Source organism: Moorella humiferrea (assembly GCF_039233145.1).
GTDB lineage: Bacteria > Bacillota > DSM-521 > Neomoorellales > Neomoorellaceae > Neomoorella > Neomoorella humiferrea.
Genome location: NZ_CP136419.1, coordinates 89894 through 114204, shown reverse-complemented (window position 1 = coordinate 114204; position 24311 = coordinate 89894). Strand labels below are relative to the sequence as shown.

At 52.9% G+C, this 24311-nt stretch carries 28 protein-coding genes and 2 tRNA genes; 2 read left to right on the top strand and 28 right to left on the bottom strand.

All coding sequences use genetic code 11. The features are described 5' to 3' along the window. Positions 1-56: 56 nt before the first annotated feature. From MHFGQ_RS00645 to MHFGQ_RS00630, 4 genes are all read right to left on the bottom strand, one after another. On the bottom strand, positions 57-512 hold the full coding sequence (locus MHFGQ_RS00645; RefSeq protein ID WP_106005047.1) for a DUF441 domain-containing protein: 456 nt from the start codon (positions 510-512) through the stop codon (positions 57-59). Between the two features lie 88 nt (positions 513-600). Beyond that, entirely contained in the window at positions 601-1320 is a 720-nt protein-coding gene (locus MHFGQ_RS00640; RefSeq protein WP_106005046.1) for a 2-phosphosulfolactate phosphatase, read from the bottom strand. 136 nt (positions 1321-1456) lie between these two features. Further along, on the bottom strand, positions 1457-2329 hold the full coding sequence (locus MHFGQ_RS00635; protein WP_245907815.1) for a phosphosulfolactate synthase: 873 nt from the start codon (positions 2327-2329) through the stop codon (positions 1457-1459). Positions 2330-2450: 121 nt separating this feature from the next. Continuing rightward, complete coding sequence (locus tag MHFGQ_RS00630) at positions 2451-2729, bottom strand: YqhV family protein (RefSeq protein WP_106005045.1); 279 nt, start codon at positions 2727-2729, stop codon at positions 2451-2453. Between the two features lie 76 nt (positions 2730-2805). Between MHFGQ_RS00630 and MHFGQ_RS00625 the strand changes: the two genes are divergently transcribed. Further along, positions 2806-4020 carry an MFS transporter gene (locus MHFGQ_RS00625; RefSeq protein ID WP_106005044.1) on the top strand — a complete coding sequence of 405 codons (1215 nt, stop codon included), beginning with the start codon at positions 2806-2808 and terminating at the stop codon, positions 4018-4020. Positions 4021-4059: 39 nt separating this feature from the next. Here the strand turns inward: MHFGQ_RS00625 and phoU are convergent, their stop codons facing one another. The 12 genes from phoU to MHFGQ_RS00565 form a co-directional block, all read right to left on the bottom strand. Further along, the gene (gene phoU, locus MHFGQ_RS00620; RefSeq protein ID WP_106005043.1) at positions 4060-4740 is read right to left on the bottom strand and encodes a phosphate signaling complex protein PhoU; all 681 of its coding nucleotides are present in this window, start codon (positions 4738-4740) and stop codon (positions 4060-4062) included. A gap of 20 nt (positions 4741-4760) precedes the next feature. After that, positions 4761-5519, bottom strand: coding sequence for a phosphate ABC transporter ATP-binding protein PstB (pstB, locus tag MHFGQ_RS00615; protein ID WP_106005042.1), 759 nt, complete (start codon positions 5517-5519; stop codon positions 4761-4763). 101 nt (positions 5520-5620) lie between these two features. Next, complete coding sequence (gene folP, locus MHFGQ_RS00610; protein ID WP_106005041.1) at positions 5621-6817, bottom strand: dihydropteroate synthase; 1197 nt, start codon at positions 6815-6817, stop codon at positions 5621-5623. 99 nt (positions 6818-6916) lie between these two features. Continuing rightward, a complete protein-coding gene (locus tag MHFGQ_RS00605; RefSeq protein WP_170066223.1) occupies positions 6917-8587 on the bottom strand; it encodes a formate--tetrahydrofolate ligase in 1671 nt (556 codons plus the stop codon). Positions 8588-8818: 231 nt separating this feature from the next. Next, positions 8819-9328 (bottom strand): transcription repressor NadR, encoded by a 510-nt coding sequence (locus tag MHFGQ_RS00600; RefSeq protein WP_106005039.1) that lies wholly within the window; start codon positions 9326-9328, stop codon positions 8819-8821. 52 nt (positions 9329-9380) lie between these two features. Beyond that, positions 9381-9800 (bottom strand): nucleoside-diphosphate kinase, encoded by a 420-nt coding sequence (ndk, locus tag MHFGQ_RS00595; RefSeq protein ID WP_170066212.1) that lies wholly within the window; start codon positions 9798-9800, stop codon positions 9381-9383. Next, complete coding sequence (gene ftsH / locus MHFGQ_RS00590; protein ID WP_106005037.1) at positions 9800-11737, bottom strand: ATP-dependent zinc metalloprotease FtsH; 1938 nt, start codon at positions 11735-11737, stop codon at positions 9800-9802. Before ftsH ends, ndk begins: the two co-directional genes overlap by 1 nt. An 89-nt stretch (positions 11738-11826) precedes the next feature. After that, positions 11827-13197 carry a tRNA lysidine(34) synthetase TilS gene (gene tilS / locus MHFGQ_RS00585; RefSeq protein WP_106005036.1) on the bottom strand — a complete coding sequence of 457 codons (1371 nt, stop codon included), beginning with the start codon at positions 13195-13197 and terminating at the stop codon, positions 11827-11829. A 97-nt stretch (positions 13198-13294) separates the two neighbouring features. Further along, a complete protein-coding gene (locus tag MHFGQ_RS00580; protein ID WP_106005035.1) occupies positions 13295-15319 on the bottom strand; it encodes a SpoIIE family protein phosphatase in 2025 nt (674 codons plus the stop codon). 139 nt (positions 15320-15458) lie between these two features. After that, positions 15459-15533: transfer RNA gene (locus MHFGQ_RS00575), tRNA-Glu, on the bottom strand. A 7-nt stretch (positions 15534-15540) separates the two neighbouring features. Next, a tRNA-Met gene (locus tag MHFGQ_RS00570) sits at positions 15541-15617 on the bottom strand. A 57-nt stretch (positions 15618-15674) separates the two neighbouring features. Then, positions 15675-16106 carry a DMT family transporter gene (locus MHFGQ_RS00565; protein WP_106005034.1) on the bottom strand — a complete coding sequence of 144 codons (432 nt, stop codon included), beginning with the start codon at positions 16104-16106 and terminating at the stop codon, positions 15675-15677. Between the two features lie 151 nt (positions 16107-16257). Between MHFGQ_RS00565 and MHFGQ_RS00560 the strand changes: the two genes are divergently transcribed. Continuing rightward, on the top strand, positions 16258-17193 hold the full coding sequence (locus tag MHFGQ_RS00560; RefSeq protein WP_170066211.1) for a L,D-transpeptidase family protein: 936 nt from the start codon (positions 16258-16260) through the stop codon (positions 17191-17193). Here MHFGQ_RS00560 and MHFGQ_RS00555 read toward each other — a convergent pair. From MHFGQ_RS00555 to spoVT, 12 genes are all read right to left on the bottom strand, one after another. Further along, positions 17168-17569 carry a hypothetical protein gene (locus MHFGQ_RS00555; protein ID WP_106005033.1) on the bottom strand — a complete coding sequence of 134 codons (402 nt, stop codon included), beginning with the start codon at positions 17567-17569 and terminating at the stop codon, positions 17168-17170. The two genes, MHFGQ_RS00560 and MHFGQ_RS00555, sit on opposite strands and share 26 nt — an antisense overlap. Further along, on the bottom strand, positions 17548-18468 hold the full coding sequence (locus MHFGQ_RS00550; protein ID WP_106005032.1) for a phosphatase: 921 nt from the start codon (positions 18466-18468) through the stop codon (positions 17548-17550). The genes MHFGQ_RS00555 and MHFGQ_RS00550 overlap by 22 nt, the downstream gene beginning before the upstream one ends. 45 nt (positions 18469-18513) lie before the next feature. After that, a complete protein-coding gene (locus MHFGQ_RS00545) occupies positions 18514-18909 on the bottom strand; it encodes a S1 RNA-binding domain-containing protein (protein WP_106005031.1) in 396 nt (131 codons plus the stop codon). 84 nt (positions 18910-18993) lie between these two features. Continuing rightward, positions 18994-19338, bottom strand: a complete 345-nt coding sequence (locus tag MHFGQ_RS00540) for an FtsB family cell division protein (protein WP_106005030.1) — start codon at positions 19336-19338, stop codon at positions 18994-18996. Next, positions 19331-19555, bottom strand: a complete 225-nt coding sequence (locus MHFGQ_RS00535; protein WP_106005029.1) for an RNA polymerase sigma factor — start codon at positions 19553-19555, stop codon at positions 19331-19333. Before MHFGQ_RS00535 ends, MHFGQ_RS00540 begins: the two co-directional genes overlap by 8 nt. A gap of 104 nt (positions 19556-19659) precedes the next feature. After that, entirely contained in the window at positions 19660-20097 is a 438-nt protein-coding gene (gene yabQ / locus MHFGQ_RS00530) for a spore cortex biosynthesis protein YabQ (protein WP_106005028.1), read from the bottom strand. Continuing rightward, entirely contained in the window at positions 20094-20360 is a 267-nt protein-coding gene (yabP, locus tag MHFGQ_RS00525) for a sporulation protein YabP (RefSeq protein ID WP_106005027.1), read from the bottom strand. Before yabP ends, yabQ begins: the two co-directional genes overlap by 4 nt. Positions 20361-20431: 71 nt before the next feature. Next, positions 20432-21355, bottom strand: coding sequence for a SpoIID/LytB domain-containing protein (locus tag MHFGQ_RS00520; protein WP_106005026.1), 924 nt, complete (start codon positions 21353-21355; stop codon positions 20432-20434). Between the two features lie 53 nt (positions 21356-21408). Continuing rightward, complete coding sequence (locus MHFGQ_RS00515) at positions 21409-21678, bottom strand: RNA-binding S4 domain-containing protein (protein WP_106005025.1); 270 nt, start codon at positions 21676-21678, stop codon at positions 21409-21411. Between the two features lie 53 nt (positions 21679-21731). Further along, entirely contained in the window at positions 21732-22007 is a 276-nt protein-coding gene (locus tag MHFGQ_RS00510) for an HU family DNA-binding protein (RefSeq protein ID WP_106005024.1), read from the bottom strand. 69 nt (positions 22008-22076) lie between these two features. Beyond that, positions 22077-23549 (bottom strand): nucleoside triphosphate pyrophosphohydrolase, encoded by a 1473-nt coding sequence (gene mazG, locus MHFGQ_RS00505; RefSeq protein WP_106005023.1) that lies wholly within the window; start codon positions 23547-23549, stop codon positions 22077-22079. 83 nt (positions 23550-23632) lie between these two features. Then, positions 23633-24184 (bottom strand): stage V sporulation protein T, encoded by a 552-nt coding sequence (gene spoVT, locus MHFGQ_RS00500; protein ID WP_106005022.1) that lies wholly within the window; start codon positions 24182-24184, stop codon positions 23633-23635. Positions 24185-24311: the final 127 nt, after the last annotated feature.

Below are 24311 nucleotides of genomic sequence, written 5' to 3'. Positions count from 1 at the left end.
ACACTGTATAATATATTACTCGATAAAACCTAAAACTCCTGCTGGTTACAAAAAATTTATCGCAGCCAACCCAGGAGATTTACCAGGAGGGCGGCAATGCCGCCCGCCATAAGTGGACCTACGGGAATACCTCCAAAAAAAGCCACTCCAATGATGGAGCCCAAAACCATACCAATCATCATCTGGGGAAAACGCTGCAATAGCTCCAGTCCCTGACAGTTCATATGGGTGGCAATAATGCCGCTGGCCACGGCAATAATACCCGGTAGAGAGATAAAGGAAGAAAGTAGGTCGCGCGCCGAAACCCTTCCGGAAGCAAAGGGCACCAGGACGGAAACTACTAAAAAAATAAGACCGGCCTCCAGTGCGCGGCGTTCAAGGAGGGGATAGAGCCTTTGAAGGTTGGTAAACTGAAGGAGCAGGAGAATGGCGGCGGCGGCGGCAATAACGTTGGAACGACCCAGGATGCCCAAAAGCATTATGAGCAGAAGGATGGCCGTGGTCGCGTTCATTCCATACGCCCCTCATTCCCAGCCATGTCTCCTTTAACAATAATAAATATATGCCGAAAGGATAGGGACAAGAACGTCGTGGGCGGTTTTAACCTATCTTTTTAATAATACCCCCGCCGTATACAGGCACCACGTCAAAGGTCCCCACACGGGAACAAAAGTCCACGTCCTCGCCGAGGCCCAGTTCTTCCAGCAGACGACCGTGATAACTCTCTTTCAGGGCTGCGGCCGGATCGTCCCGGCGATAGAGATAATAATCGCGGGCCGCCCTCGCACCGTCACGCAGGGTAAAACCGTTCAAGGCGGTCAAACGGTCGACTATAAAGCCGGCGGCCAGAAAATCTTCAAGGGAAAAGCGATCCTTTGTGCCGGAACAAATAATGGTTATATCTTCTTCTCCCCAGGCCGCCGCCGTAGCTACAGAGGGGGCGTTTACCATGGCGCCTAGAAATACCTGGTGACCGCCCGCGGCCCTTCTGATGGCCCGCGTACCGTTGGTGGTGGTAATAATTAAGCGTTTCCCGGCGACGATTTCCGGTGTATACTCCCGGGGAGAGTTGCCTAGATCAAAACCCGGGATTTTCAGGGCGTTTCGCTCGCCGCCGAGGAGGACCCGCTCGTCTCCCAGGCGCGCGCGCATCTCAATGGCTTCCTCAGGGGTAAGTACGGGTATCACTTCCAGACAGCCGGCCGCCAGGGCCACGGTGATTGTGGTCGTAGCCCTTAATACGTCTATGACTATAACCGTTTTATTGTTGATAGCCTCATCCGGTATACCATTTATCCCTGTAAAAACATCTATTTCCAAACGCTATGGCACCTCCAGCTTTTTACGGGTGCTAATAGTTATTCGCGAAGGACGGGGCGGATTCCTGCCGGGCGCGTATCTCCTGGTAAAATTATCAAGGAGCGGGGAACGCCGGCGTCTCCCGCTCCCTCAGCCGCTAAATTTCGCCCACCGCCTTTACCTGCAGGTCTTTTTTTAAGGCTGCTCTTAAAGTGTCGCCTCTAAGGCCGACACGCAAGGCTTCCAGGGCCAAAACGTCTCCCGGTTGGACGTTGCCCAGGTTGACGTTCGGGCCCAGGCGCATGATCAATGCCTGCTGCTGTTGTTTTTGCGGGGCCTCCCAAATAATCCTCTCTGCATTCTGCACCCCTTGCAACAGAAGCTCCAGGGTTTCTTCTTTAACTACGCCATTTTTGTCGTAAATCACTACGCCTTGGCCCGTTTCCCTGCCTTCAACAATGACGTAGTCGGCTCCTGCTTCCACATCGGTGGCCATCAGGTTTAAAATCTTGATTTCGCCCACGGCATCCCGGGGATCTTTTTTGCCCACTTCGGTAATTACGCCAAAACCTGCCTCCCGCGCCCGGGCCACGGCATCATAACGTTGGGCCAAACTCATATTAATAGTACCATCGGAAACTTCAATAAAGGTGTATCCCAGTTCTCCGGCAGTTTTAAGATACAGTTCAAGTCTTCCCTGAAGGACGGCCACCTCAAAAAAAGTCCCTCCGGGGAAAATTTCCACTCCGTACGACCGCGCCAGGCGTATCTTTTCCCGCAAAATGGGCGCTGGATAAAACACGGACGTACCGAAACCCAGTTTAATAAAATCAATATAAGGCGCCGCCACCTCCAATAAATCCCCAAACTCCGTCAGGCCCAAGCCTTTATCGATGACCATGGTTAATCCCACATGCCTCGGTTTCTGCCGGCGTCCCCCGATGGGAAATTCTAGAACGCCGCTCCAGGCACCTTCATTCATCATACCATCCACTAACCTTGGCTTCCAGCGCCTGCTCCTATCCTGCATGGTTCCACCCCTTCGCGCTTATTTTTAATCTGGCTTTTTTATCTTTATGCCTTAACCGGAAGGGGGGTACCACAGGGAACGGCGGTACATTTTCACAGGTATGATGACTGTTGCCCCACCATTACTGCTGCCTGACGCCGTAAAAGATAAGACCTACTCCGACGATAATAGTTACCATTTTGGCCGGTGCTATTTTACCGGCCAGACCCCAGAGACCTAAAGCCATCACCGTCATCATTACCGTCGGACCCACAAGGGCCAGGACGGCGTTAATTTTTAAGGCGGCGTCTACACGGTTCAGTTTGAGCATCAAGACCGCCGCCATGAGCTCTATCATGCTAGATAAAAGGCGCAGCACCGCCATGGCCAGCACATGTTTATCAGCTAAAAAGAAAAACATGGCATCTCCTCCCATTATTTTTTATGCGCAGATGAGGCAAAATAGAAGAAGCGTATCCAGGGAGGTTTGCCGATATATGCGGTCAGCTATGAAATTGCCCTTTGCCATTTTGTGTGCCGTTCCTTTTATTATGGTCCTCGGCAACTCTATGCTGGTGCCCCTGCTCCCCCTTATGCGTTCTGCTTTAAACGTCAGCCTGGTGCAGATAAGCCTGCTCATTACGGCCTTCTCCCTTCCCGCCGGTCTTGTTATACCCTTTGCCGGTTTTCTTTCCGATGCCTATGGCCGTAAACCCATAATGGCTCCCGCCCTCATCCTTTACGGCCTCGGCGGTCTTCTGGCGGGTCTGGCTGCCTGGCTGGCGACTTCTCCTTATTATTTAATCCTGGGAAGCCGCATCCTTCAGGGCATAGGCGCCGGGGGCACTTATCAGCTGGCCATGGCCCTAACCGGGGACATCTTTCAAAGTAAGGAGCGCACTAAAGCCCTGGGGTTACTGGAGGCCGCCAACGGCCTGGGCAAGGTGGTCAGCCCCATAGCCGGCGCCTTAATTGGTCTCATTTCATGGTTTGCCCCTTTTTTTGTATACGGCATCCTGGCCATCCCTGCGGGCCTTGCCGTTTGGTTTATTGTCAAAGAACCGGAGCAAAAAACAGGAGGAATAACTTTTAAAACATATTTTCATAATTTGGGCCAGATTTTACAGAACAGGGGGCTTTCCCTCCTGGCATGCATACTGGCGGGGATGGTCGTTCTCTTTATTTTGTTTGGAGTTTTGAGTTATATTTCCGATGTTCTGGAAACTGACTATGACGTCCGTGGTCTGCGTACCGGTTTAATCATCGCCGTACCCGTAGCCGCTATGGCCTTAACATCATATCTTTCCGGTAATTATCTGCAGCAAATGGCAGGCGGCAGCCTGAAACCGGCCATTGTCGCCGGCCTTCTCGTGGATGCGGGAGCCCTGGCGGTGATGGGCTTTATAAATAACATTTATGTGTTCTTCCCGGCCATGGTTGCCATGGGCATCGGTACGGGGGTAGTTTTGCCGTCAGTTAATACTTTAATAACCAGTATCAGTTCCAAAGAAAGGGGCGGCATTACCTGTCTTTACGGTTCCATGCGTTTTCTGGGGGTGGCCCTGGGGCCGCCGGTCTTCGGACTGGCCTTGACCTGGAGGATGCCCCTTTTCCTCGGCGCCGCTTTGCTGGTGGGTGTAATCGCTGTTTTAGCCTCCTTTTATATCCATGCGGAAAAAATGCTGCCTCCCCAATTGCTTCCCAGTCATTAAAAAACCCGGGCCATATTTTACCCGGGTTTTTTAATCCCTTTAATCGTTTAATTCCTTCCTTTCACCCGTGGCCAGGTAGATAGCCTCTTCGGCAATATTGGTGGCATGATCGGCTATCCTTTCTAAATAGCGGCTGACGAAAAGCAGATAGGTTGCCTGGGTAATGGTTTTGGGGTCTTCCATCATGAACACGAGCAGTTCCCGAAAAACCTGGTTGTGCAGCATATCGATCTGGTCGTCTGCCCTGGCTACTGTGTAGGCCAGCTCCGTGTCTTCACGCACATAGGCATCCAGGGCCTGCTTAACCATTAACTGGGACAGCTCCGCCATCCGCGGAATATCGATTAAGGGTTTGATTAAGGGCTGACCGGTTTCCATAATACGCTGGGCCACGCGGGCGATGTCCACGGAATAATCGGCCATGCGCTCTAAGTCGGTTATGATTTTAAAACCGGCAGCTATTTTGCGCAAATCCTTGGCCATGGGCTGCTGGGTGGCAATGAGCTTCAAACACTGCTCCTCAATCTTCAACTCCATTTCGTCAACTACGACATCGCCCTCCACTACTTCGGCGGCCATCCGGGCATCCTGACGGGCCAGACATTCTACCGATTTAGCAATAGTTTGTTCCACGATGCTCCCCATGCGTAAAATATTCTGCTGCAATTCTTCCAGGGAATGTTGAAAACCTTGCCGCATAGTGAAGGTCTTTTCTCCCATTCGTTTTCACCTCCCTTATATCAACCGAAACGGCCGGTGATATAATCTTCGGTACGCTGGTCCCGCGGCCTGGTAAAAATAATCTCCGTATCATCGTATTCGATCATTTCCCCGTCAAGGAAAAAGGCCGTGTAGTCGGAAACGCGGGCCGCCTGCTGCATATTATGGGTTACTATCACAATGGTGTAACTTTCCTTTAAAACCCGTATCAACTCTTCAATTTTTAAAGTTGAAATGGGGTCCAGGGCCGATGAAGGTTCATCCATGAGGACGACCTCCGGCTCTACGGCTAAAAGTCTGGCTATACACAGGCGCTGCTGCTGTCCGCCGGACAAACCTAGCGCCGGCCGGTGGAGACGGTCGGCCACTTCATCCCATAATGCCGCCCTTTTAAGACTTCTTTCTACGATTGCATCGAGTTGTTCTTTCCTTTTAATGCCGTGAATCCGGGGACCGTACGCTACATTGTCGTAAATGGACATAGGGAAGGGATTGGGCTGCTGAAATACCATGCCCACTCGCCTGCGCAGGCTTATAGGATCTACATCGGGCGCGTAGATGTTTTCCCCATCCAGAAGAACTTCTCCGGAGATTTTCACTCCTTCAATAAGGTCGTTTAAACGGTTTAACGTGCGTAAAAAAGTGGATTTACCGCACCCCGAAGGGCCGATCAGAGCCGTAACGGAATTAGGTTTTATCTCCATACTGATATCCTTTAAGGCCCACTTGGTTCCATAATAAAAATTAAGGTTTGTTACCTTAACTTTGGGGCGAAACATCGCGTTTCTACCTCCCCCGGGGAGCAAAGGTGTAGACCTAAAACCATTGTAACGCAGGCATTCTTAAGGAGCAATAAAAAAACCTTTAATTTTGGTTTAACTTAAGCCCGCCGTACAACGGCGTCGGTCATCCTGGCCACCCGCAGCATGGCTCTTACGTCATGAACGCGGACGATGTCCACCCCCTGGGATATCCCCAGGGCCACTGTGGCCGCCGTACCCTCTAAACGCTGATCCACCGGCAGATCGAGGACTTTCCCGATCATCGATTTACGCGAAGTTCCCAGGAGCACGGGTTTCCCCAGCACTTTAAGTTCCCGTAAACGTCCCATAACCTCCAGGTTCTGCTGCAGATCTTTGCCAAAGCCGATGCCGGGATCGACGATGATGTTTTCAGGAGGGACGCCGTTGTCTTCCAGAAGGCGGATGCCGGTCCTTAAAAACGACAAAATGTCAAACATTAAATCGTTGTAGGTTGTCCCTTCCTGGTTATGCATAATGACTACCGGCGCCCGGTAGCGACCGCAAACGGATGCCATATGGGCATCAGCCCGGCAGCCCCAGATATCGTTAATGATGTCTACCCCCAAATCCAGGGCCCGTCTGGCCGTAACCGCCTTATAGGTATCTACAGAAATGGGAACTTTGATCTCCGCCACCAGGCGCTTTAAAACCGGCTCCAGGCGCCGCCATTCTTCCTCGGCGTCTATCGGCCTGTGGCCGGGCCGGGTTGATTCTCCTCCGACATCGATGATATCGGCGCCCTCTTCCACCAGGCGGTGGGCATGCTCCACGGCCGCGCCGGGGTCATAGAAGCGCCCTCCGTCCGAAAAGGAGTCGGGCGTCACATTGAGTATTCCCATGATCAAGGTCCGCCGCCCGATAATTAGGGGTCCACGCGGGCACTTTATTTCACGGATTTCACCCCGCCCTTCCCATGCTTTCAGGGCCTCGCGGATGGCGATGGCCAGTCTATTCAGACCGAAATACTGTTCTTTAAGCTTGTCGGCCAAAAGTTCCAGCTGGCGGGCGGTGGCAAAGAGAAGGACATCTGTCCTTTCAACAGACCAACCGGCCACACCCGCGGCCATGGCCGCCTCTCCACCCCTGGCCAGCATTTCCTGTTTTAAAATATTGGCTGCCCTGGCCGGTACGTCCTTTAACTTAAGGCAGTAGTAAAGGGCCTTGGGCGTCATCAGCTCAATGCCCCGCCCCTCGACGCCGATGTCAGCCATCAGACGCCTGGCCGTAGTGCCGTCCGGTATTTCTATTATCTCGATATCTTCCTGCCAAGCCATTCATAATCCACTCCTCTATCCTAAATTATACCACCCGACCGATGAAGCAAAAACCCCACCACATGGGTGGGGGAGATACTTTCAAGCGGTGTTTCTTTTTTAGAATAGGCCGGTAATTACACCGTCGGCATCGATATCGATGCTGCAGGCCGCCGGGCGCTTCGGCAAACCGGGCATGGTCATGATGGCCCCGGTTATGGGAACGATGAAACCCGCCCCCGCCGACAGCCTTACCTCACGAACGGTAATGGTAAAGTTCTGCGGCCTGCCGAGTTTGGTCATGTCATCCGAAAAGGAATACTGGGTTTTGGCCATGACCACGGGAAGATTGCCGTAACCCATTGCTTCATAGCGTTCAATGGCCTTGTCGGCTTCCGCTGTATAGTTGACGCCGTCGGCACCGTAAATTTCCGTGGCGATTTTATGGATCTTTTCCTTTATGCCCAGTTCCAGTTCATAGAGGGGACGGAAATTCGAAGGCTTGGTTTCAATGGTGCTGAGGACCTTCTGGGCTAACTCGAGGCCCCCGGCACCGCCCCTGGCCCATACTTCGGATATGGCCACTTCCGCGCCGGCTTTGCGGCATAGTTCAAAAAGGAGATCCAGTTCGGCGCGGGTATCGGTGGGGAATACGTTAATGGCCACAACCGCCGGTACGCCGAACTTGCCTACATTTTCAATATGTTTTTCCAGATTGGCAAATCCCTGACGCAGGGCCTCCAGATTTTCTGCGGCCAGCTCCCCTTTAGGCACGCCACCGTGCATCTTTAAGGCGCGGACGGTAGCCACGATTACCGTGGCGTCCGGCTTTAAACCGGCATAACGGCATTTAACATCAAAAAACTTCTCCGCGCCCAGGTCGGCGCCGAATCCGGCTTCCGTCACCACATAGTCGGCCAGCTTCAAAGCCGTCCTGGTAGCTACAATACTATTACATCCGTGGGCGATGTTGGCGAAGGGACCGCCGTGGACGAAGGCCGGGGTGTTCTCCAGGGTTTGGACCAGGTTGGGTTTGATGGCGTCCTTCATCAAAAGGGCCATGGACCCCTGGGCCTCCAGATCGCCGGCGGTTACGGGCTTACCGTCGTAAGTGTAACCCACAACAATGCGGCGGAAACGTTCCTTCAGATCCATGAGGTCGCTGGCCAAACAAAGGCAGGCCATGACCTCCGAAGCAACGGAAATATCAAAGCCCGTTTCCCGCGGCACGCCGTTGGCCTTGCCTCCCAATCCGATGACGATGTGGCGCAGGGCGCGGTCGTTAAGATCGATGACCCGCCGCCAGGTGACGGTACGGGGATCAATGTTTAAGGCATTTCCCTGCTGCAGGTGGTTGTCTACCATGGCGGCCAGGAGGTTGTGGGCATAAGTAACGGCATGAATGTCGCCTGTAAAGTGCAAATTTATATCTTCCATGGGAACAACCTGGGCGTATCCACCGCCGGCCGCCCCTCCTTTAATACCAAAGCTGGGCCCCAAGGAGGGTTCCCGCAGACACACCATCACCTTTTTACCCAAACGGGCAAGGGCGTCCGTAAGGCCCACACTGGTTGTCGTTTTGCCTTCGCCAGCAGGTGTCGGCGTTATGGCGGTAACTAGAATTAGCTTCCCGTCCGGTTTATTTTTAAGACGTTTATACACATCAAGGGAGATTTTGGCCTTGTATTTACCGTAGAGTTCCACCTCATCTTCCTCGATCCCCAGGGCCCGGGCCAGTTCCATTACCGGCTTCATTTTCGCCGCCTGGGCGATTTCGATGTCGCTGGGTATTTTGGCCAAACTGACCACTCCTCTCGTTTCAATAAAATGAACATCCACCTCGGTGGATATTAGTAAAATTCTACACAAAAGCCAACTTTCCTGCCTGATCGTCCATTATGATAATATTTACAACTTAAATCTAAAACGACGTATCTTTTTACTTATAATAATAACCCTTGTTTAATAAAAAATAAATTGTTATTTTTTTACTTAATACACCTTAACCAAGGCAAAATTAATCTATTTTATAAGGAAACCTTCTTGAGCCAGCTTTTCTGCGATTATATCTAAAACTTCTTCCCGGGGTGCTTCCACCGTATGGAGATGGACGCCGCTCTCCGTCAGGGTGTAAAGGGGCTGAGCCCCGCTCTCCTTTAAATCGCCAATAAATTTTTGTACGTCAAAGCGGGAGGCGATCATAAGGTAGCCCCGAATTTCGCCGTAAAGGGGATGTTCAACGATCACATCAATTACCTTGCCGCCACAATCAACTATTACCTGGAGTTCCCTCTCAATGGCTTCGAAGCCATGCAGGCAGGGAAAAATACGCCGGCTTCTGTTGTTCACGTCGGGCAGAAGATACCCCTGGGGGGTGGCTAAAATATTGACTCCCGCGGCCCGCATCACGGCCACGTCCTGAACAATAACCTGGCGGCTGACGCCCAGGAGGGCAGCCAGTTCGGTACCCTTCCGGGGCTGCTCGCTGTTTAAAAGCTGTAAAAGCCTCTGACGTCGTTCTTGAGTTTTCATGCCCTAACCCCTCCGTCCACCCCTATAAAGAAAAGGGCCGGGCTATTCCGGCCTATTTATCAGTCAACTCGGCTGGGCTGAAGAAAAGGGCTATCTCCCGTTCGGCACTCGCCGGGGAATCTGAGCCGTGGATGACGTTTTGCCCTACTTCCAGGGCAAAATCGCCGCGAATGGTACCGGGAGGAGCATCCTGAGGATTGGTGGGACCCATCATCCGTCGCAGGCCGGCAATAACCCCAGGTCCTTCCAGTACCATGGCCACTACAGGGCCAGATGTAATGTGGTCGACTAGTGCTCCATAAAAAGGTTTACCCTGGTGCTCGGCATAATGCCTGGCAGCCATTTCCGGGGTTAAACGCAGCATCTTCAGGGCGACAATCCGGTACCCTTTCCTTTCAATCCTTTGAATTATGGCCCCGACGAGGCCCCTTGCGACCCCTTCGGGCTTAATCATGGCAAAGGTGCGTTCCACTACCATACTCCTTTCAAGCAGTGAAAATAGTTTAGTTTAATCACCGGCTCCTTGGCAGGAGTGCCGCCACCGGCCTCTGGAGGTTTGTTGTCTCCCTCCGGCAGCTTGCTGTTGTCTTCCTGGGGCCGGTGCTCCTGATTGTAGGCCTCGATTATTGCCGTGAATTCTTCGGCTTCCAGGGTTTCTTTTTCCATGAGAGCCCGGGCCACAAGATGCAACTCATCCATGTGTTTCTGGAGTATCTCTTTAGCCCGGTTGTAACATTCGTCGATAATATGACGGGCCTCCTTGTCGATGGAAAAGGCCACTGCCTCGCTGTAATTGCGGTCCCTGGCTATATCACGGCCTAAAAAGACGGTTTCCTGTCTGCGGCCGAAGGTCAGGGGCCCAAGTTCATCAGACATGCCGAACTCGGTAATCATTTTACGTACTAGCTCGGTGGCCCTTTCTAAATCATTCTGGGCTCCCGTACTGATTTCTTTGAGCACCAGCGCTTCGGCCACCCTGCCGCCTAAAAGCATCGTTACCTGGTCTAAAATCTGGGATTTCGTCATATAGCGGCGGTCTTCTTTGGGAAGGAGCAGGGTATAGCCCCCGGCCCGACCCCGGGGTATTATTGACACTTTGTGCAAAGGATCGGTATGGGGCAGGTAATGCCCCAGCAGGGCGTGACCGGCTTCGTGGAAGGCTACCAGCCGTTTTTCGTAATCGCTAATGACCCGGGACTTTTTCTCCGGACCGGCTATCACCCGTTCAATGGCGTCTTCCATCTCATCCATGCCGATCTTCTTCTTGCCGCGTCTGGCGGCCAGCAGGGCCGCCTCGTTGACCATGTTGGCCAAATCGGCCCCGGTAAATCCGGGGGTACGCCGCGCCAAAACGTCAAGGTCGACATCCTCGGCCAGAGGTTTACCGCGGACATGGACCTTTAATATCTCTTTCCGGCCCACGACATCGGGCACGTCAACAACGATTTGGCGGTCAAAACGGCCCGGCCGCAAGAGCGCCGGATCGAGTATATCGGGGCGGTTGGTGGCCGCGATGATAATAATCCCCTCGTTGGCACTAAACCCGTCCATTTCCACCAGGAGCTGGTTTAAAGTCTGCTCCCGCTCATCATGGCCGCCGCCTAAACCGGCACCCCGCTGGCGCCCCACGGCATCGATCTCATCGATAAAGACGATGCACGGTGAATTTTTCTTGGCCTGCTCGAAGAGATCCCGCACCCTGGAGGCACCCACGCCTACAAACATTTCTACAAAATCAGAACCGCTGATGCTGAAAAAAGGTACGCCGGCTTCCCCGGCGACGGCCCGGGCCAAGAGGGTTTTCCCCGTTCCCGGAGGCCCATATAGCAAAACGCCTTTGGGAATCCTTGCCCCCAGTTCATTAAACTTGCGGGGATTTTTGAGAAACTCGACTACCTCTTCCAGCTCTTCCTTGGCCTCATCGGCACCGGCGACGTCATTGAAGGTGACTTTTCGCTTCTCATCAGTATGCAGCCGCGCCCGGCTTTTGCCAAACTGCATCACCCGCGAGCCGCCGCCCTGGGTCTGCTGCATCATAAAAACCACCAGCCCTACCAAAAGGAGAATGGGCAGCAGGCTCCCCAAAAGATTGGTCCACCAAGGCGGCTGCGGCGGCAGTTGGGCCTTGACGGTGACGTTTTTGGCGGTAAGTCTGTCAATTAAATTCACGGATGCAGGAGCGTTAACTGTAAACCGGGTGTTGTTTTTCAATATGCCGTCTATTTTAATGATACTATCGTGGGGCGTCAAGGTGACCTCTTGAACCTGACCCTGGTCTACCGCCTGGAAAAAACGTGTTAAGTCCCACTCTTCGATGGTGCGTTCGGTGGGTGTCGACAACCTTATTATAGAAACAGCCAGGAGTACAATCAGCAAATATACGGCCAGGTTCTTAAAAATGCGATTCAAAGATTCATCCTCCTCTTAAGCCGCCCTGCATCTTATAGATATATATTGTAGCATATGGTAAATTTAATTGCAATTTGGGATTTATTTATTTACGGCCAGGGTTCTAACTTTAGATGCAGGGCCCGGCGGGTAGCCGGTGTAATTTTAAAATCATCGGCCAGACGAAGACCGGCCACCCATGCAATGTGCTCCCCGCATACAATAACAGGTACCAAGCGGCGTCTGGCTACAGGAAAACGTATGTCACTAAAAAAATCTTGGAGTTTTTTTCTCCCGACCATGCCCAGGGGATGAAATTTGTCTCCCGGCCGCCAGTTGCGCACTATCAGCGGTCGGTGAATTTTATCCCAGTCCAGCCAGGCTTCATCTTCCCCGCCAGAAAAAACAGAAGGCGGCGCGGTAACCTCAGCTCGAATGGCCCAGCCGGCTTCCGGTATGGGAGTCAAACCAGGAACCTGCAGATAATGGAAAAAACCATCGAACCGCGCCTTTTCCTGCGGTAAAATAAAGACCAGCTCTGTTTCCCGGGCTTCCACCTTAAGATGCCCCGGCCAGGAGATGACGCCTCCCCTTAAGGCCGCTTCCCTCGCCCCTTCTACCTGTTCAAAGTCAACCGTCCTGCCCAGCGCGGACGCCGCTAGGCGTAAAACCCGGCGCTGCAGGCCCACAGGCATGGTGAGCATTTTCTGCCGGTTCAAGACCAGATTTTTACCGTCGCGGTCCTTTTCCTTCAACAGACCGTTAAAGGCTTCTTTAGCCAAACCGGCTAAAATTTCTTCTTCCTCCTGCAAGATTACTGCCGTACGGCTTAAAGCCCGGATAATGGCCGGGTTGAATTCCCGGGCTAAAAAGGGTAATAATAGATGACGAATTTTATTACGCCGCAGGGTAAGGTCCTCATTGGTAAAGTCCCGGCGCGGATTTATTCCTTGCCGCTGACAGTATTCCTCTATCTCCTCACGGGAAATAAAAAGCAACGGCCTTATAATCTGGCCGCGCCGGGGAACCATGGCTTTTAGTCCTGTCAGCCCGCTACCCCTGAGTAAATTCAAAAGAACCGTTTCGGCCTGGTCGTCGGCCTGATGGCCGACGGCAATTTTAGTGGCCCCAACGGCCGCCGCCACTTCCTGAAGGAAGCTATATCTGACCTCCCGGGCCGCTTCTTCAAGGGAAAGATGTTTGGCGCGCTGGTAGGCGGCTACATCCCGTCCCTCTATGGTAGCTTCCAAACCCCATTCTGCCGCCAGTTTACGGACGTACTCGGCATCGGCTTCCGCATCCGGGCGTAGGCAGTGGTTTAAATGGGCTACGTGTAAAGTGCAGCAAAATTCTTCCCGCAGCGTGTTTAGCACGTGCAACAGGGCCAGGGAATCCGGCCCTCCCGATACCCCCACCACTACCTTATCCCCGGGTTCGAGGAGTTCATAACGTCTAATTGTCTGCCGGACACGTTCCAACATGAATTTCTACCTTAAAAACCTTCATTTACTAACATATTTCGGCACAACTATCATTTTTCCTGCCTCATCTGGTGAGTTTTTCCTTAAATATTCTTTCTTATACACCAATCCTTTCAATACGGGCAACTATAATCGCCATATCATCCCTGGGCCTGCCGTTTGCCAGGGCGCGGGCTTGCTTTAACAACCGATCGGCTATTTCCTGCGGCCGACCCTCTCCGGCCCGCTGCAGGGCTTTGACCAGCCATTTTTCCTTTTCGTTTATCTCGCGATGGGCTTCCAGAACGCCGTCGCTCACCATGACGAGCAAATCGCCCTCCTGGAGTTCTTCGTATACCGGTTCAATCCGTATCTCCTCCAAAATACCGGCCGGCAGCGAAGGGCTGCCGCAAGTCTTAACTGTGCCGTCCCGCAGAATAAAGGTCGGGCAGGCCCCCAGTTTGTAAAATTCTGCCGCGCCGGTACAACAGTTGATTAAAGCCACATCGCAAGTAGTAAAGGCTTCTCTGGTCGCCCTTAAAAGCAAGATCATATTAAGTGCCTGCAGGGTTTTGTCCGGCGGGAAACCGGCCGCCAAGAGGTCGCGTACCAATTCTACGGTCGTAGCGCTCATTTCGGCAGCCTCGCGTCCAGCGCCCATCCCATCTGCAAGTACTAAAAGCTGTTTCTCCGCCTCCAGCTTTGCCGACATAAATGTATCGCCACAAACGTCTGCCTGGTACCGAGGTATGGTTGCCGTTCCCACAACTAATTTTAGCCGTTGTTCTTCCGCCTCCCCTTCCTCAACGCCGGTCGTAATGAGAGACGCCAGGGTGTCAAAGGTATTGGCCAGCCAGTCGGCCAGGGCGTTTTCTGCCGCAAGTCCCTTTAATTTAACGGCCTCATGGGTCAACGCCGCCAATAATTCCCGGGTGCGGCCGCAACGCGACGCCAACCATTCAGGAATGTCCGCCGAAGTAAGGGTACCATGGTCGCCTTTTTGCAGTAAATCCTGTAATAGGGTTAACATCTGCATGCCTTCCAATTCCCAGCAGACCTTGCCGGCCGGACATCCCCGGCAAGTCGCTCCGGCCACCTGTCTTACGGTCACCTCAGGACTTTCCGCAAAGCCCGTAAACTTTAAACTGCGGGCCATACCTTTTAAGGCCGTTTTTAAGGCTTCATGTCGCCCATACCCGGAAGACCCGGCCGGCACTATGGCCGGCGGTGCAAAATACCGCTCTATATTATTTATCAAAGTGGAAGGGGTCATCATTAAGGCCAGGGCCACCACCACGCCTTCCTTTAACGCCGTCAAAACATTGTCTTGTCCCAGGAAATAATTGGCTAAAAGAAGATGGGCCAAAAGAAAGCCCCCAACGACCCCCACTTTACCCATTGTCTTCAAAGAACCTGCAATTAAACCGGCAAAGGCCAGAAGACCGGCCAGGGCCGGAGGCACTATCTGGGCAAGGCTGGGCAAGAAGCCCACCGCCGCTCCCGCCGCCGCTCCCGCCCCCGGGCCTCCCGCCAGGGCCGCCAGTAAAATTATGTAGCGGCTGATGGTGCCCTGCAGGGAGAGGTCAAAAAGATGTAAACCTTGAAAGCCGAGGAGTACTCCCAGAAGAAAAAGTCCCACACCCAAGTAGCGTTCCTCATGCCGCGAGGTCACGGCGGCATGGAGGAAGGCACAGCTCAAGCCCCAGGAAAGAAGGGCCTCAAAAATTATCTGCACCCACCCGTAAAAAGAAGGTTGCGAGAAAGTCAGGCTTAAACCTTTGACCAGGATGACGGCAGCCGGCGCCACGGTGCCCTGGGTCAGGACGCCCGCCTTGCGCAGGACGGGATAAATACTAAAAATGACGCCCAGTAACAGATAAAGAAACGCGGAGGTGTAGATAGTTCCGGGGTTACCGAACCATGCGCCTGTCGTGGCAATTGCAACCGCGGGCCAAAGAAGACGCGGTCGTCTTCCGGCGACGGCAACCACCGCAGCGGGGCCGAAGGGAAAAATTTCCCCCAACAGGGCACCCCGCGCCTGAAAAAATACGGTACATAAGAAAAGCAGATCCAGACCCAGGCGGACAGCCCCCGTAAGCTCGATTTCCTTCCGGTAAAATTGAACGCCAGCCCGTTCGGACATAAAACCACCATCCTTACCATTTCCTGGTCTTTATTATATATCTTTCCATCCAGGAAATTTTGTCAAGTCAAGGTAAGGATAGTGGGTATTTTTTCGACAAAATAAAAACCCACCCATTTATGGGTGGTTTCCGTAGTAATGGTGGCCCGTAGGGGATTCGAACCCCTGTTACCGGCTTGAAAGACCGGTGTCTTAACCCCTTGACTAACGGGCCATGAAAATGGTAGCGGTGGTAGGATTCGAACCTACGACACTGCGGGTATGAACCGCATGCTCTAACCAGCTGAGCTACACCGCCATGCAACAGATATTATGCCTAAATCTCTCCCTTTTGTCAAGGGGTAAGTAACGGGCTTCAATTAAGCATCAAGCGGGCGCCGGCGGCGAGGAGGACCAAGCCGGCGGCCTTCCACCAGGTGAAGGGCATTTTCTCCAGGCCGAATAAACCAAAATGGTCAATCAATAGGGCCGTGGATACCTGACCGACAATAATGGCCGTCGTGGCCAGGGCCACGCCCACCTTGGGGATGCTGGCCACCACCCCGTAAGTTATCACTACGCCGATAAGCCCCCCCAGCCAAAGATACCAGGGGCATTGAAACAGCTTGCCTAAACTGCCGTTACTTAAAGGAGTAAAAAGAAGGATTAATACTGCCAGGGTGGCCGTAAGGTGAACAATCAGTGTCGCCTGTAAAAGCCCGATGATTTTTCCTAAAGCGGCATTTAAAGAACCCTGAAAAGCCATGGCTATACCCGCGACAAGGGCCAAAAAAAGGGCCGCCAGCATTAGAACTCCCTTCCCTTTTCGTTTAAATTTAATTTGCCCCGAACCGCGGAAGGATAAACCAGGGAAGTATAAAACGTATAGGAAAAAATCTCGGGAAATACTATAGAAGGGGTTCTGCTAAAATATTTTCAACTACGGCGAGGGAAAAAAGTTGAATTTAAAAGTACGTTGTTTGGCTTTTTTTTCGGCCGTCACGTTTGTGTTTTTAATCTGGATGCTGCCGGAGGCACTGGCCCACCCCTTATGTGGCTGCTTTTTTCAAGAAGAGCGATTGCTAAAGCTCACCCAACCTCCCCTGGAAGGCCCGGATGTCCAGCTCCTTCAGCTGCGCCTGGCCCGACTCGGCTATTACTTCGGTCCTTTAACCGGCGTTTATGACACTATCACCCAACGGGCCGTCGTCAACTTTCAAAAGGAGCATGGGTTGACAACTGTTGGTGTAGTTGATTCAGCCACCTGGTTGGCCCTGGACGAAAAATCTTTAAGTTCCAGGGTTTCCGTCGCCAGGCCCGCCCCGCCCAAGGGCAAAAAACTTAAAGTCGTCGTCGATACCGACCGCCTTCTCCTAAGCATAATGGTCGACGATCAGGTCTTTAGCCAATATCCGGTCGCCATAGGAAAATATACCAGTCCTTCGCCGGTAGGGGAATGGAAAATAATCGACAAGGCCTATGAAAGCGGGGGCGTCTTCGGCACCCGCTGGATGGGACTAAATGTACCCTGGGGCAATTACGGCATTCACGGGACAAACCGTCCCTGGTCCATCGGCTGGGCGGCTTCGGCAGGCTGTTTTCGCATGTATAATGAAGATATCGAAGAAATTTTTCCCTGGCTGCCCGTCGGTACGCCGGTAATAGTTAAAGGCCCCTATATCCAACCCACCGCCCCCTTGAAACCGGGCGCCAGCGCCCCGGAAGTTGTGACCCTCCAGGCAAGGCTGCGGGAAAAGGGTTTTTACCTCTTTGGTCCCACCGACGGCGATTACGGTTTAATGACTGAACTCGCAGTAAAAGAATTCCAGCTTTTCCACGGCTTAAAGGTCACCGGCACGGCCGATATCGCTACTTTACAGGCTTTGGGTTTTTAAGTCGCCGGAGTAATACCTTGATGACGCCGGCCACCGCCCGGCGGCCGTTAGCCGCCAAAAGCGCCAGTTCCGCAGGGGCGGCTTTATCTATATGTACTCCGGCCACTACCACGGCCGGCATCTGCAACCGGGCGGCCATTTGGGCCGCCGCCGGTCGTGCCAGTTCATCGTCTTTATGGCCCAAAACGGCCAAAACGGAAGTGGTGGCGCTGGTTTTGTCTCCCTTTAAACTCGGCCGCGGCAGCCCCAGGGCTACGGCGCCCACATGGTATTTGGTCCCGCCCATAAGGAAGGCGATATAACCTTCCATAAGCGGATAGACGCGACAAAAAACCCTGTATCGCCCTTTACCGGCTATATAGGTAAACGACTGCAACCTTTTCCATCCTTTCCTCCGTCTTTGGTGGCGTAGTTAAGAATTAGCCCCCATAACAGGTCGGCTTCGCTGGCCACCACACCTTCCGCCCCAAGGCCTTCGAGGATTATTTCCAATATGAGCAACCCGGCAACGATAATATCGGCCCGTTCCGGCTGCAGGCCCGGAAGAAGGCGTCTTTGCGATAAGGGCATTGCCTCCAGACGGCTTCGCCAGTCTTTCACCCGGGCGGTAGTTAAAAAAGTACCATGGACCCGCTCCGGCAGGTAGGGTTCCAGGCCTAGCTCCATAGCCGCCGCTGTAGTTATGGTACCCCCGGTACCTATAATGCGGTCACGACTGACCCCACGGGCCCGTAAAAGGACCGGGGCCAGGGCGGCCGCAATCATTTCCCTGGTCATCGCCGTTTCCGTCGCGCGAACGGCACCGACTCTCACGCTAAAAAGCTGCAGCCGTCCCCCATCCATCCAGCTCAGTTCTGTACTACCGCCTCCTATATCAATCACCAGGGGATTCTTTCCGGCGTCTTCGAACCCCGCCAGAGCGCCTTCGTAGGCCAAACGGGCCTCAGTCTCCCCGTCAATCACCGTTAATTCCAGACCAGCCCGTCTTTTCACCGTGCTACGTAAAAAATCAAGGTTACGGGCTTCCCGGGCCGCACTGGTGGCAATGCATATTATTGCCGCAGGCTGCCACTCCCGGGCCACGGCGGCCAATTCGGCCACGGCCGCCGCCGTTCGTATAACTGCTTCTTCCTGGAGCCATCCATTTACCGCTCCAGCCAGCAACCTGGTGCTGCGCAGTGCCGTTCGTACGGGATACACTTTGGCCTCCCGCACTTCGCCAACCATTAGACGCACGGAATTAGAACCCACGTCCAAAGCTGCATAATACGCCACAACCTTTCACCTGCACAATATAAAGGGCACCCTTTGGTGCCCTGATCATTGTCTTGCACTTCTCCCCCCGCGCCTTGCTTCCGTATGCCGCCTTAAATCCTGCAACCGTTCGTCGCTTTCCTTCAAAAAGCGGGCGAGCTTATCCTCAAAGGAGGTCGAGGCGGCGGCGCGACGGCGGCGGTTCTCCCGTCGGTTTTCGTTGTAATTGGGATCCGCCTGTTTAATTGAGAGTCCGATTTTGCCGTTTTCATCAATGTTGATGACTTTAACCTTAACCCGATCCCTCTCCTTCAGGAAATCTTTGACGTCCTTCACATAGGTATCGGCCACCTCGGAAATATGGACCAGGCCCGTAAGGCCTCCTGGCAGTTCAACAAAGGCACCGAACCGGGTGATCCCGCTGACCACTCCTTCTACCACGGTGCCTACGGCGATGGACATGCGGGTGTTATTCCTCCTATTTTTTAAAAGTCTATCTAATTATATGCAATAGTTAAGAAATTTGTCAATAACCTGGAGGAATTTTTAATCGCGAAATTCTTGCCCGGGGCGGGGAGGTATGTAGGGCCGGACTTGTCCCGGCACGGCCGTTATCACCACTGTTTCCCCGGGTTTAACCAAACCGAGTTCTTCCCGGGCCAGGCGTTCAATATAATCATTATCGTTTAATTCTCGGATTTGTTCCCGCAGACGATTGCCTTCCGCCTCTAAAAGGGCTTTTTGCTCGCTATAAGATTTAATTTGCAGGTTAGTTTGATATAAAGCAACACCCAGACGTATAAAGGAAAAAAAGAAGTATAAAGTTAACATTCCGGCGGCAATAACCCGCCAGTTTAAAGACCGTTTTGGCAAGCGGACTACTTTACCCATCTTCTTCACCCGTAAATATGCCTAAAGTTTCACCCGGAATAACGATAACTACCTGGTAGCCCTTCGTCCGGGCGCGATGGTAAAGGGTGGCCACGCTGCTAATGCTTAGATTTAAACGGCGGGCCACTTCTTCATTGCTTAGACCCATCTCCTTCAAGGTCACCACCTGGCGTTCACGAAAACTCAATTTTTCAGCTCCACGAATTTCAATCTGCACGTCCTTATCCCCGGATTTGTCCACAGTTTATGCACAATCTGTGGACAAATATTGTACATAATTATATTCTCCCTCCGGTAAAAAAATCCTGCCATGGAGAAAAATTATTCTAATGGGTGCGGCGGCCGGTGCCGGTGAAAAAGGGACGTCAGTCTATAAACAATCCGCCCCGGAATAATAACGATAAAAAACACCCCTGTAATAAGGCGTCGCCCGCCGGCCATGACTTTGCCCAGTAAGCGGCCACTGCGGTAAAGCCAGGGACGTACACTCCCGCTTAAAAATAAACTATAGGAGGTTACGCCCATGCCCAAACCCAGAAAAACGTAGGCCCGCATTTCGCCCCAATTGATGAACATCAACAAGGCAAAGGTAAAAACGGTTAAAATCAACCAAAATACGGCATCTCCCAAATGGCTTGTCATTCCCCGCGGACGCCAAAAATAGCGGCCGACGCGGTAACAATCAAAAAGAAAGGCCAGAAGGAGCCCGCCGCCGCCCAGCGCCATAAATATCTGCCACTGTTCCGGCAAAGGGATCATCGGAGGAGGCGCTGGAGAATGTTTTTTCCCCGGGCGCCCTTCCCCTCGCTGTAAGAAAAATTGTTTACCATTCCCTCGGCTTCAAGGTTGCCGGTTTCCAGATTCAAACTGCTGATGTTAAAGTCTTTGCCCTTTACCGTCAAAAGGCCCATGGTGGTTTCCAGGAGTATTTCTTCTTCATCATAATTCAATACATGAAGAACGCCGCTTATCATGAGTTTTTGCCGGTTGACTATGGTGATCTGGTGCTGCCCGTCGGCCATGCGCCCATTCCCCCTCTATTTATTTTTATGAGGAATGGGAGCAAAAATGAAATAAAAAAGCCGGCGGCCGCCTACCAGGCCTTCACCAGCTCCACGTCTTTGAAAAAGTATTTAATGATCTCCTGGGGTGATTTGCCTTGTTCCGCCAGTGCCCTGGCCCCCCACTGGCTCATTCCTACACCATGTCCGTACCCTTGTCCCTTGAAGGTCACCCGGCCGCCGTCGGCGGTAATGCCTGTAATGAGGGTTGAGCGCAGGCGATCGTTGCCCAGGGCCAAGCGCAGTGCGGGCGCATCAACCGTCAATCTCCCCACCTTAAACTTGGTGGCCCGTCCCGAGGGACCTTTGGCCTCAATATTTACCGATGTAAACGGTCCCGGATCCTGCCCCGTCAGCTTCCTTACCGCAGCGGCTATCTCGGCATTGGTAAAGGTCGCCGTCCAGCTTTTATTTTCCGGTGTGGTTATGGCCATTCCCGGGTCAGGAACGCTTTGAATGTACGGGGCCGGTTCTCTGTTAAAGTTGAGGCCTTCTACCGCCGAAGCCGCCGTCCGCGGGCCGCCGGAAGCATAAAACCAGGCATTGACATAATCTCCTTTATACTTAATAACCTGGCCCCTGGTCATTTCCACCGCCCGGCGCACGTTGTCATTGACCCTCGTTGGGTCGTATGCTTGAAACTCCTCAACGCTGGTGGAGGCGTCGGTGCTGTGGGCTTTAACACCGCCTTCTTGGATCTTCTTCATGGTAAAGGTCCGGGCAAGGATTGCCTGGGCCGCCAGGGCATTAAGGGGCCATGTTGGTTCCATTTCGGCCGCCACTACGCCGGGAAGGTATTCCTCTATTTTCATCCGTTTAACTTCGCCCGTTTGATTAATATAAAGGGAAATGGTGGGTTCCTCCGCCGCCGGTCGCCTGGCCGGTGCCCGGCACCCCTCCAAGACAGCACTTAACAATAACAGGGTCGCTATCAACGTTCCAATCTTACGCCGCAATGTTTATCGCTCCTGCCTTTTTATTTTTTAGTATAGGCAGAAGCCCTCCACGGCTATGCATTCCCCGTATCATCTCTTCCCTCGGCGAGGACGCGGTAAATTTCTTTGGCGCGGTCGGCGGGTATATTTTCCGGCGTCGCCAATATCTCTATAGTCTGCCATCGGTTTCCCAATTTTAATGTGATGACGTCTCCCGGTTTGACCTCCGTGCCGGCCTTGGCCGGCCGGCGGTTCACTTCTACGCCGCCGCCGTCGCAGACCTCTTTGGCCAATGTGCGCCGTTTAATTAAACGGGATACCTTTAAAAATTTATCAAGGCGCATTTTTTAAACCCCCACATAGAAAAATCAGGCATAGCGCCTGATTTCCCTTACTTTTATTTGGCCACAGCTTCTTTCAAGGCTTTGCCGGGCTTGAATACCGGCACCCGCGTGGCCGCTATCTTAATTTCCTCGCCGGTGCGCGGGTTGCGTCCCACGCGAGCGGCCCTTTCTTTGACCTCGAAGGTGCCAAAACCGACAAGCTGCACCTTATCGCCCTGGGCCAGGGCTTCTTCGATACTGGCGAGGACGGCGCCGACAACCTTTTCTGCCTCTTTCTTAGTAAGGTCGGCCTTTTCCGCCACGCTGGCCACTAGATCCACCTTGTTCAATAGTTATCCCTCCTGTATCGGGTATACCCTTGTTCACATTAATTCGCTATAATCCAACAATCTCCTGCATTAACCCTTATTTTCCTTAACTTTTTTTGCCTCTTCCCATAAGTTATCCATTTCAGCAAGGGAAAGCTTTTCTAATTCCAAGCCTTTCTGCCGCGCCTTCTCCTCGATGTATTGAAAGCGTTCCATAAATCTGGCAACACTGGCCTGCAGGGCCTCCTCAGGCTCAACCCCGAGCCAGCGGGCCAGATTTACCAGGGCAAATAATACATCCCCCAATTCCGCAGTCCGTTCCGCGGCGCCCGCTCCCTTCGCGGCCTCTCTCAGCTCTTCAAGCTCTTCTTCCACCTTCGACCAAACGCCTGCCGCGTCTTCCCAGTCAAATCCCACCCGGGCTGCCTGTTCCTGAACCTTTAAAGCCTTCAAGAGGGCCGGCAGTCCCCGCGGTACACTCAGCAAAGATGGGGTCTTCAGACCATCTTTTTGTTTTTCGGCCATTTTAATCTTATCCCAGCGGGCCAAAACTTCTCCGGATGTATTTACGCTAATGGTACCAAAAACGTGGGGATGGCGCCGGCGCATTTTGGTGCATATAGTTTCCAGACAGTCGGCCAGGGTAAAATCGCCCCGCTCTTCAGCCAAACGGGCATGAAAGACTATCTGTAGCAGTAAGTCTCCCAACTCCTCGCAAAGTTTATGCATGTCGGCGGCCTCGATGGCTTCCAGCACTTCGTAGGTTTCTTCCACCAGATAGCGTTTTAAAGAGTGGTGATCCTGTTCCCGGTCCCAGGGACAACCTTCTTTCCCGCGCAGGCGAGCCATAATCTCCTTTAACCCGGCAAGGGTTCGCTCCCGCCCCTTGATAAAGGGCGGTAGATAGACGCTGGTAAGGTGATCGATCCAGGGCAGTCTGTCAAGGGCGTACAAGGGCACGATTTCCACCCGCTCCCCTTCGGGCAGACCGGCTCCCCGTACCACCGTCACCGGGTATTCGTCTGGATAAAGCTCCATAAGGGTCAGCTTGGTATCTGAAGCAACCTGCTGACTGTAAACCTGGGTGATAATCAAGCCCAGCCCCGGATCCAGGCCGTCGACGTTTAACGTCAGGGCGTCAACAACGGTCAATCCCAGGGTGGGGTCCAACTTTAAAGTGGCATAAAGGGCATCCAGGCAGCTCATGGCCGGAACTACCCGGGTATCTATTCCCGCCTGCCGGGCGCTTTCTAAAATAAGGGTTACGCTTTTTTCGGCTACCATGGGGTGCCCCGGCACGACATAGGCCACCCGCAGGTTTGAGGCTTCCTGGATTACGACGGATGCGATCTGGCGGTAAAGCTCGTCAAAATTTCTGGCGTGTTCGTATAAGGCATCAAAGGTCTGCCACTTAAAACCGCCTTCTTTTAAAGCCGACACCGCCGGATGTCGCTCCGTCCTTAAAAAAATCCTATCTACTTCCTGTAATATTTTCATAAGCGCCGGCGGCACCTGGGCCGGATCCCCGGGCCCCATACCGGCAATTACTATTCCGCCCGACATTGTTCTCAGCTCCACAGGAAAAGTATACCGTATTATTGTACCACAACGCCGGGAAAAAAAGAAAGCGGCGTCTTTACGCCGCCTTATTGTTCCATTTGTTTGGCCAGAAAACCCGCCGCCGTCTCGGCCAATTTTAGTTCCATATCCCCCATTTTTACCCCAGGCTCCCGGGAACAGATAATCACGGCCCCTATGGGATCGCCTTCGGCAATTATGGGCGCTATAACCTCAGCCGTAAATTTATATGCCTCCCCTTCTCCGTCAATGGGCAACCATTCTTCTGTGGGCGAGTTTATGAGCACGGGTTTGCGCTCTTCCATAACCTTTTCCACTGCCGGCCCGATGGGCTTATCCAGGAATTCCTTTTTGGGGGCACCGGCCACCGCAATAATATTGTCCCGGTCGGCAATACAGGCTATATGCCCGATGGCTTCATGAAGGGAATCGGCGTATTCCTTGGCAAAATCTCCAAGCTCACCAATGGGCGAATATTTTTTTAAAATTACTTCGCCTTCGCGGTCGACGAAGATTTCCAAGGGATCACCTTCGCGAATCCGCAGGGTGCGCCTGATTTCCTTGGGTATTACCACGCGTCCTAGATCGTCAATGCGTCGTACAATGCCTGTCGCTTTCACTGCTGTCTATCCCCCCTTTACCCTCCTTTAGGGTGCCCTTTTCTAAGGATTAGCTTTCACTGTTAGTATATAATCAGCACGGAAGGTTTATTCATTTTTTCCCTGCCTTTTCTAGAACTGGTACCAT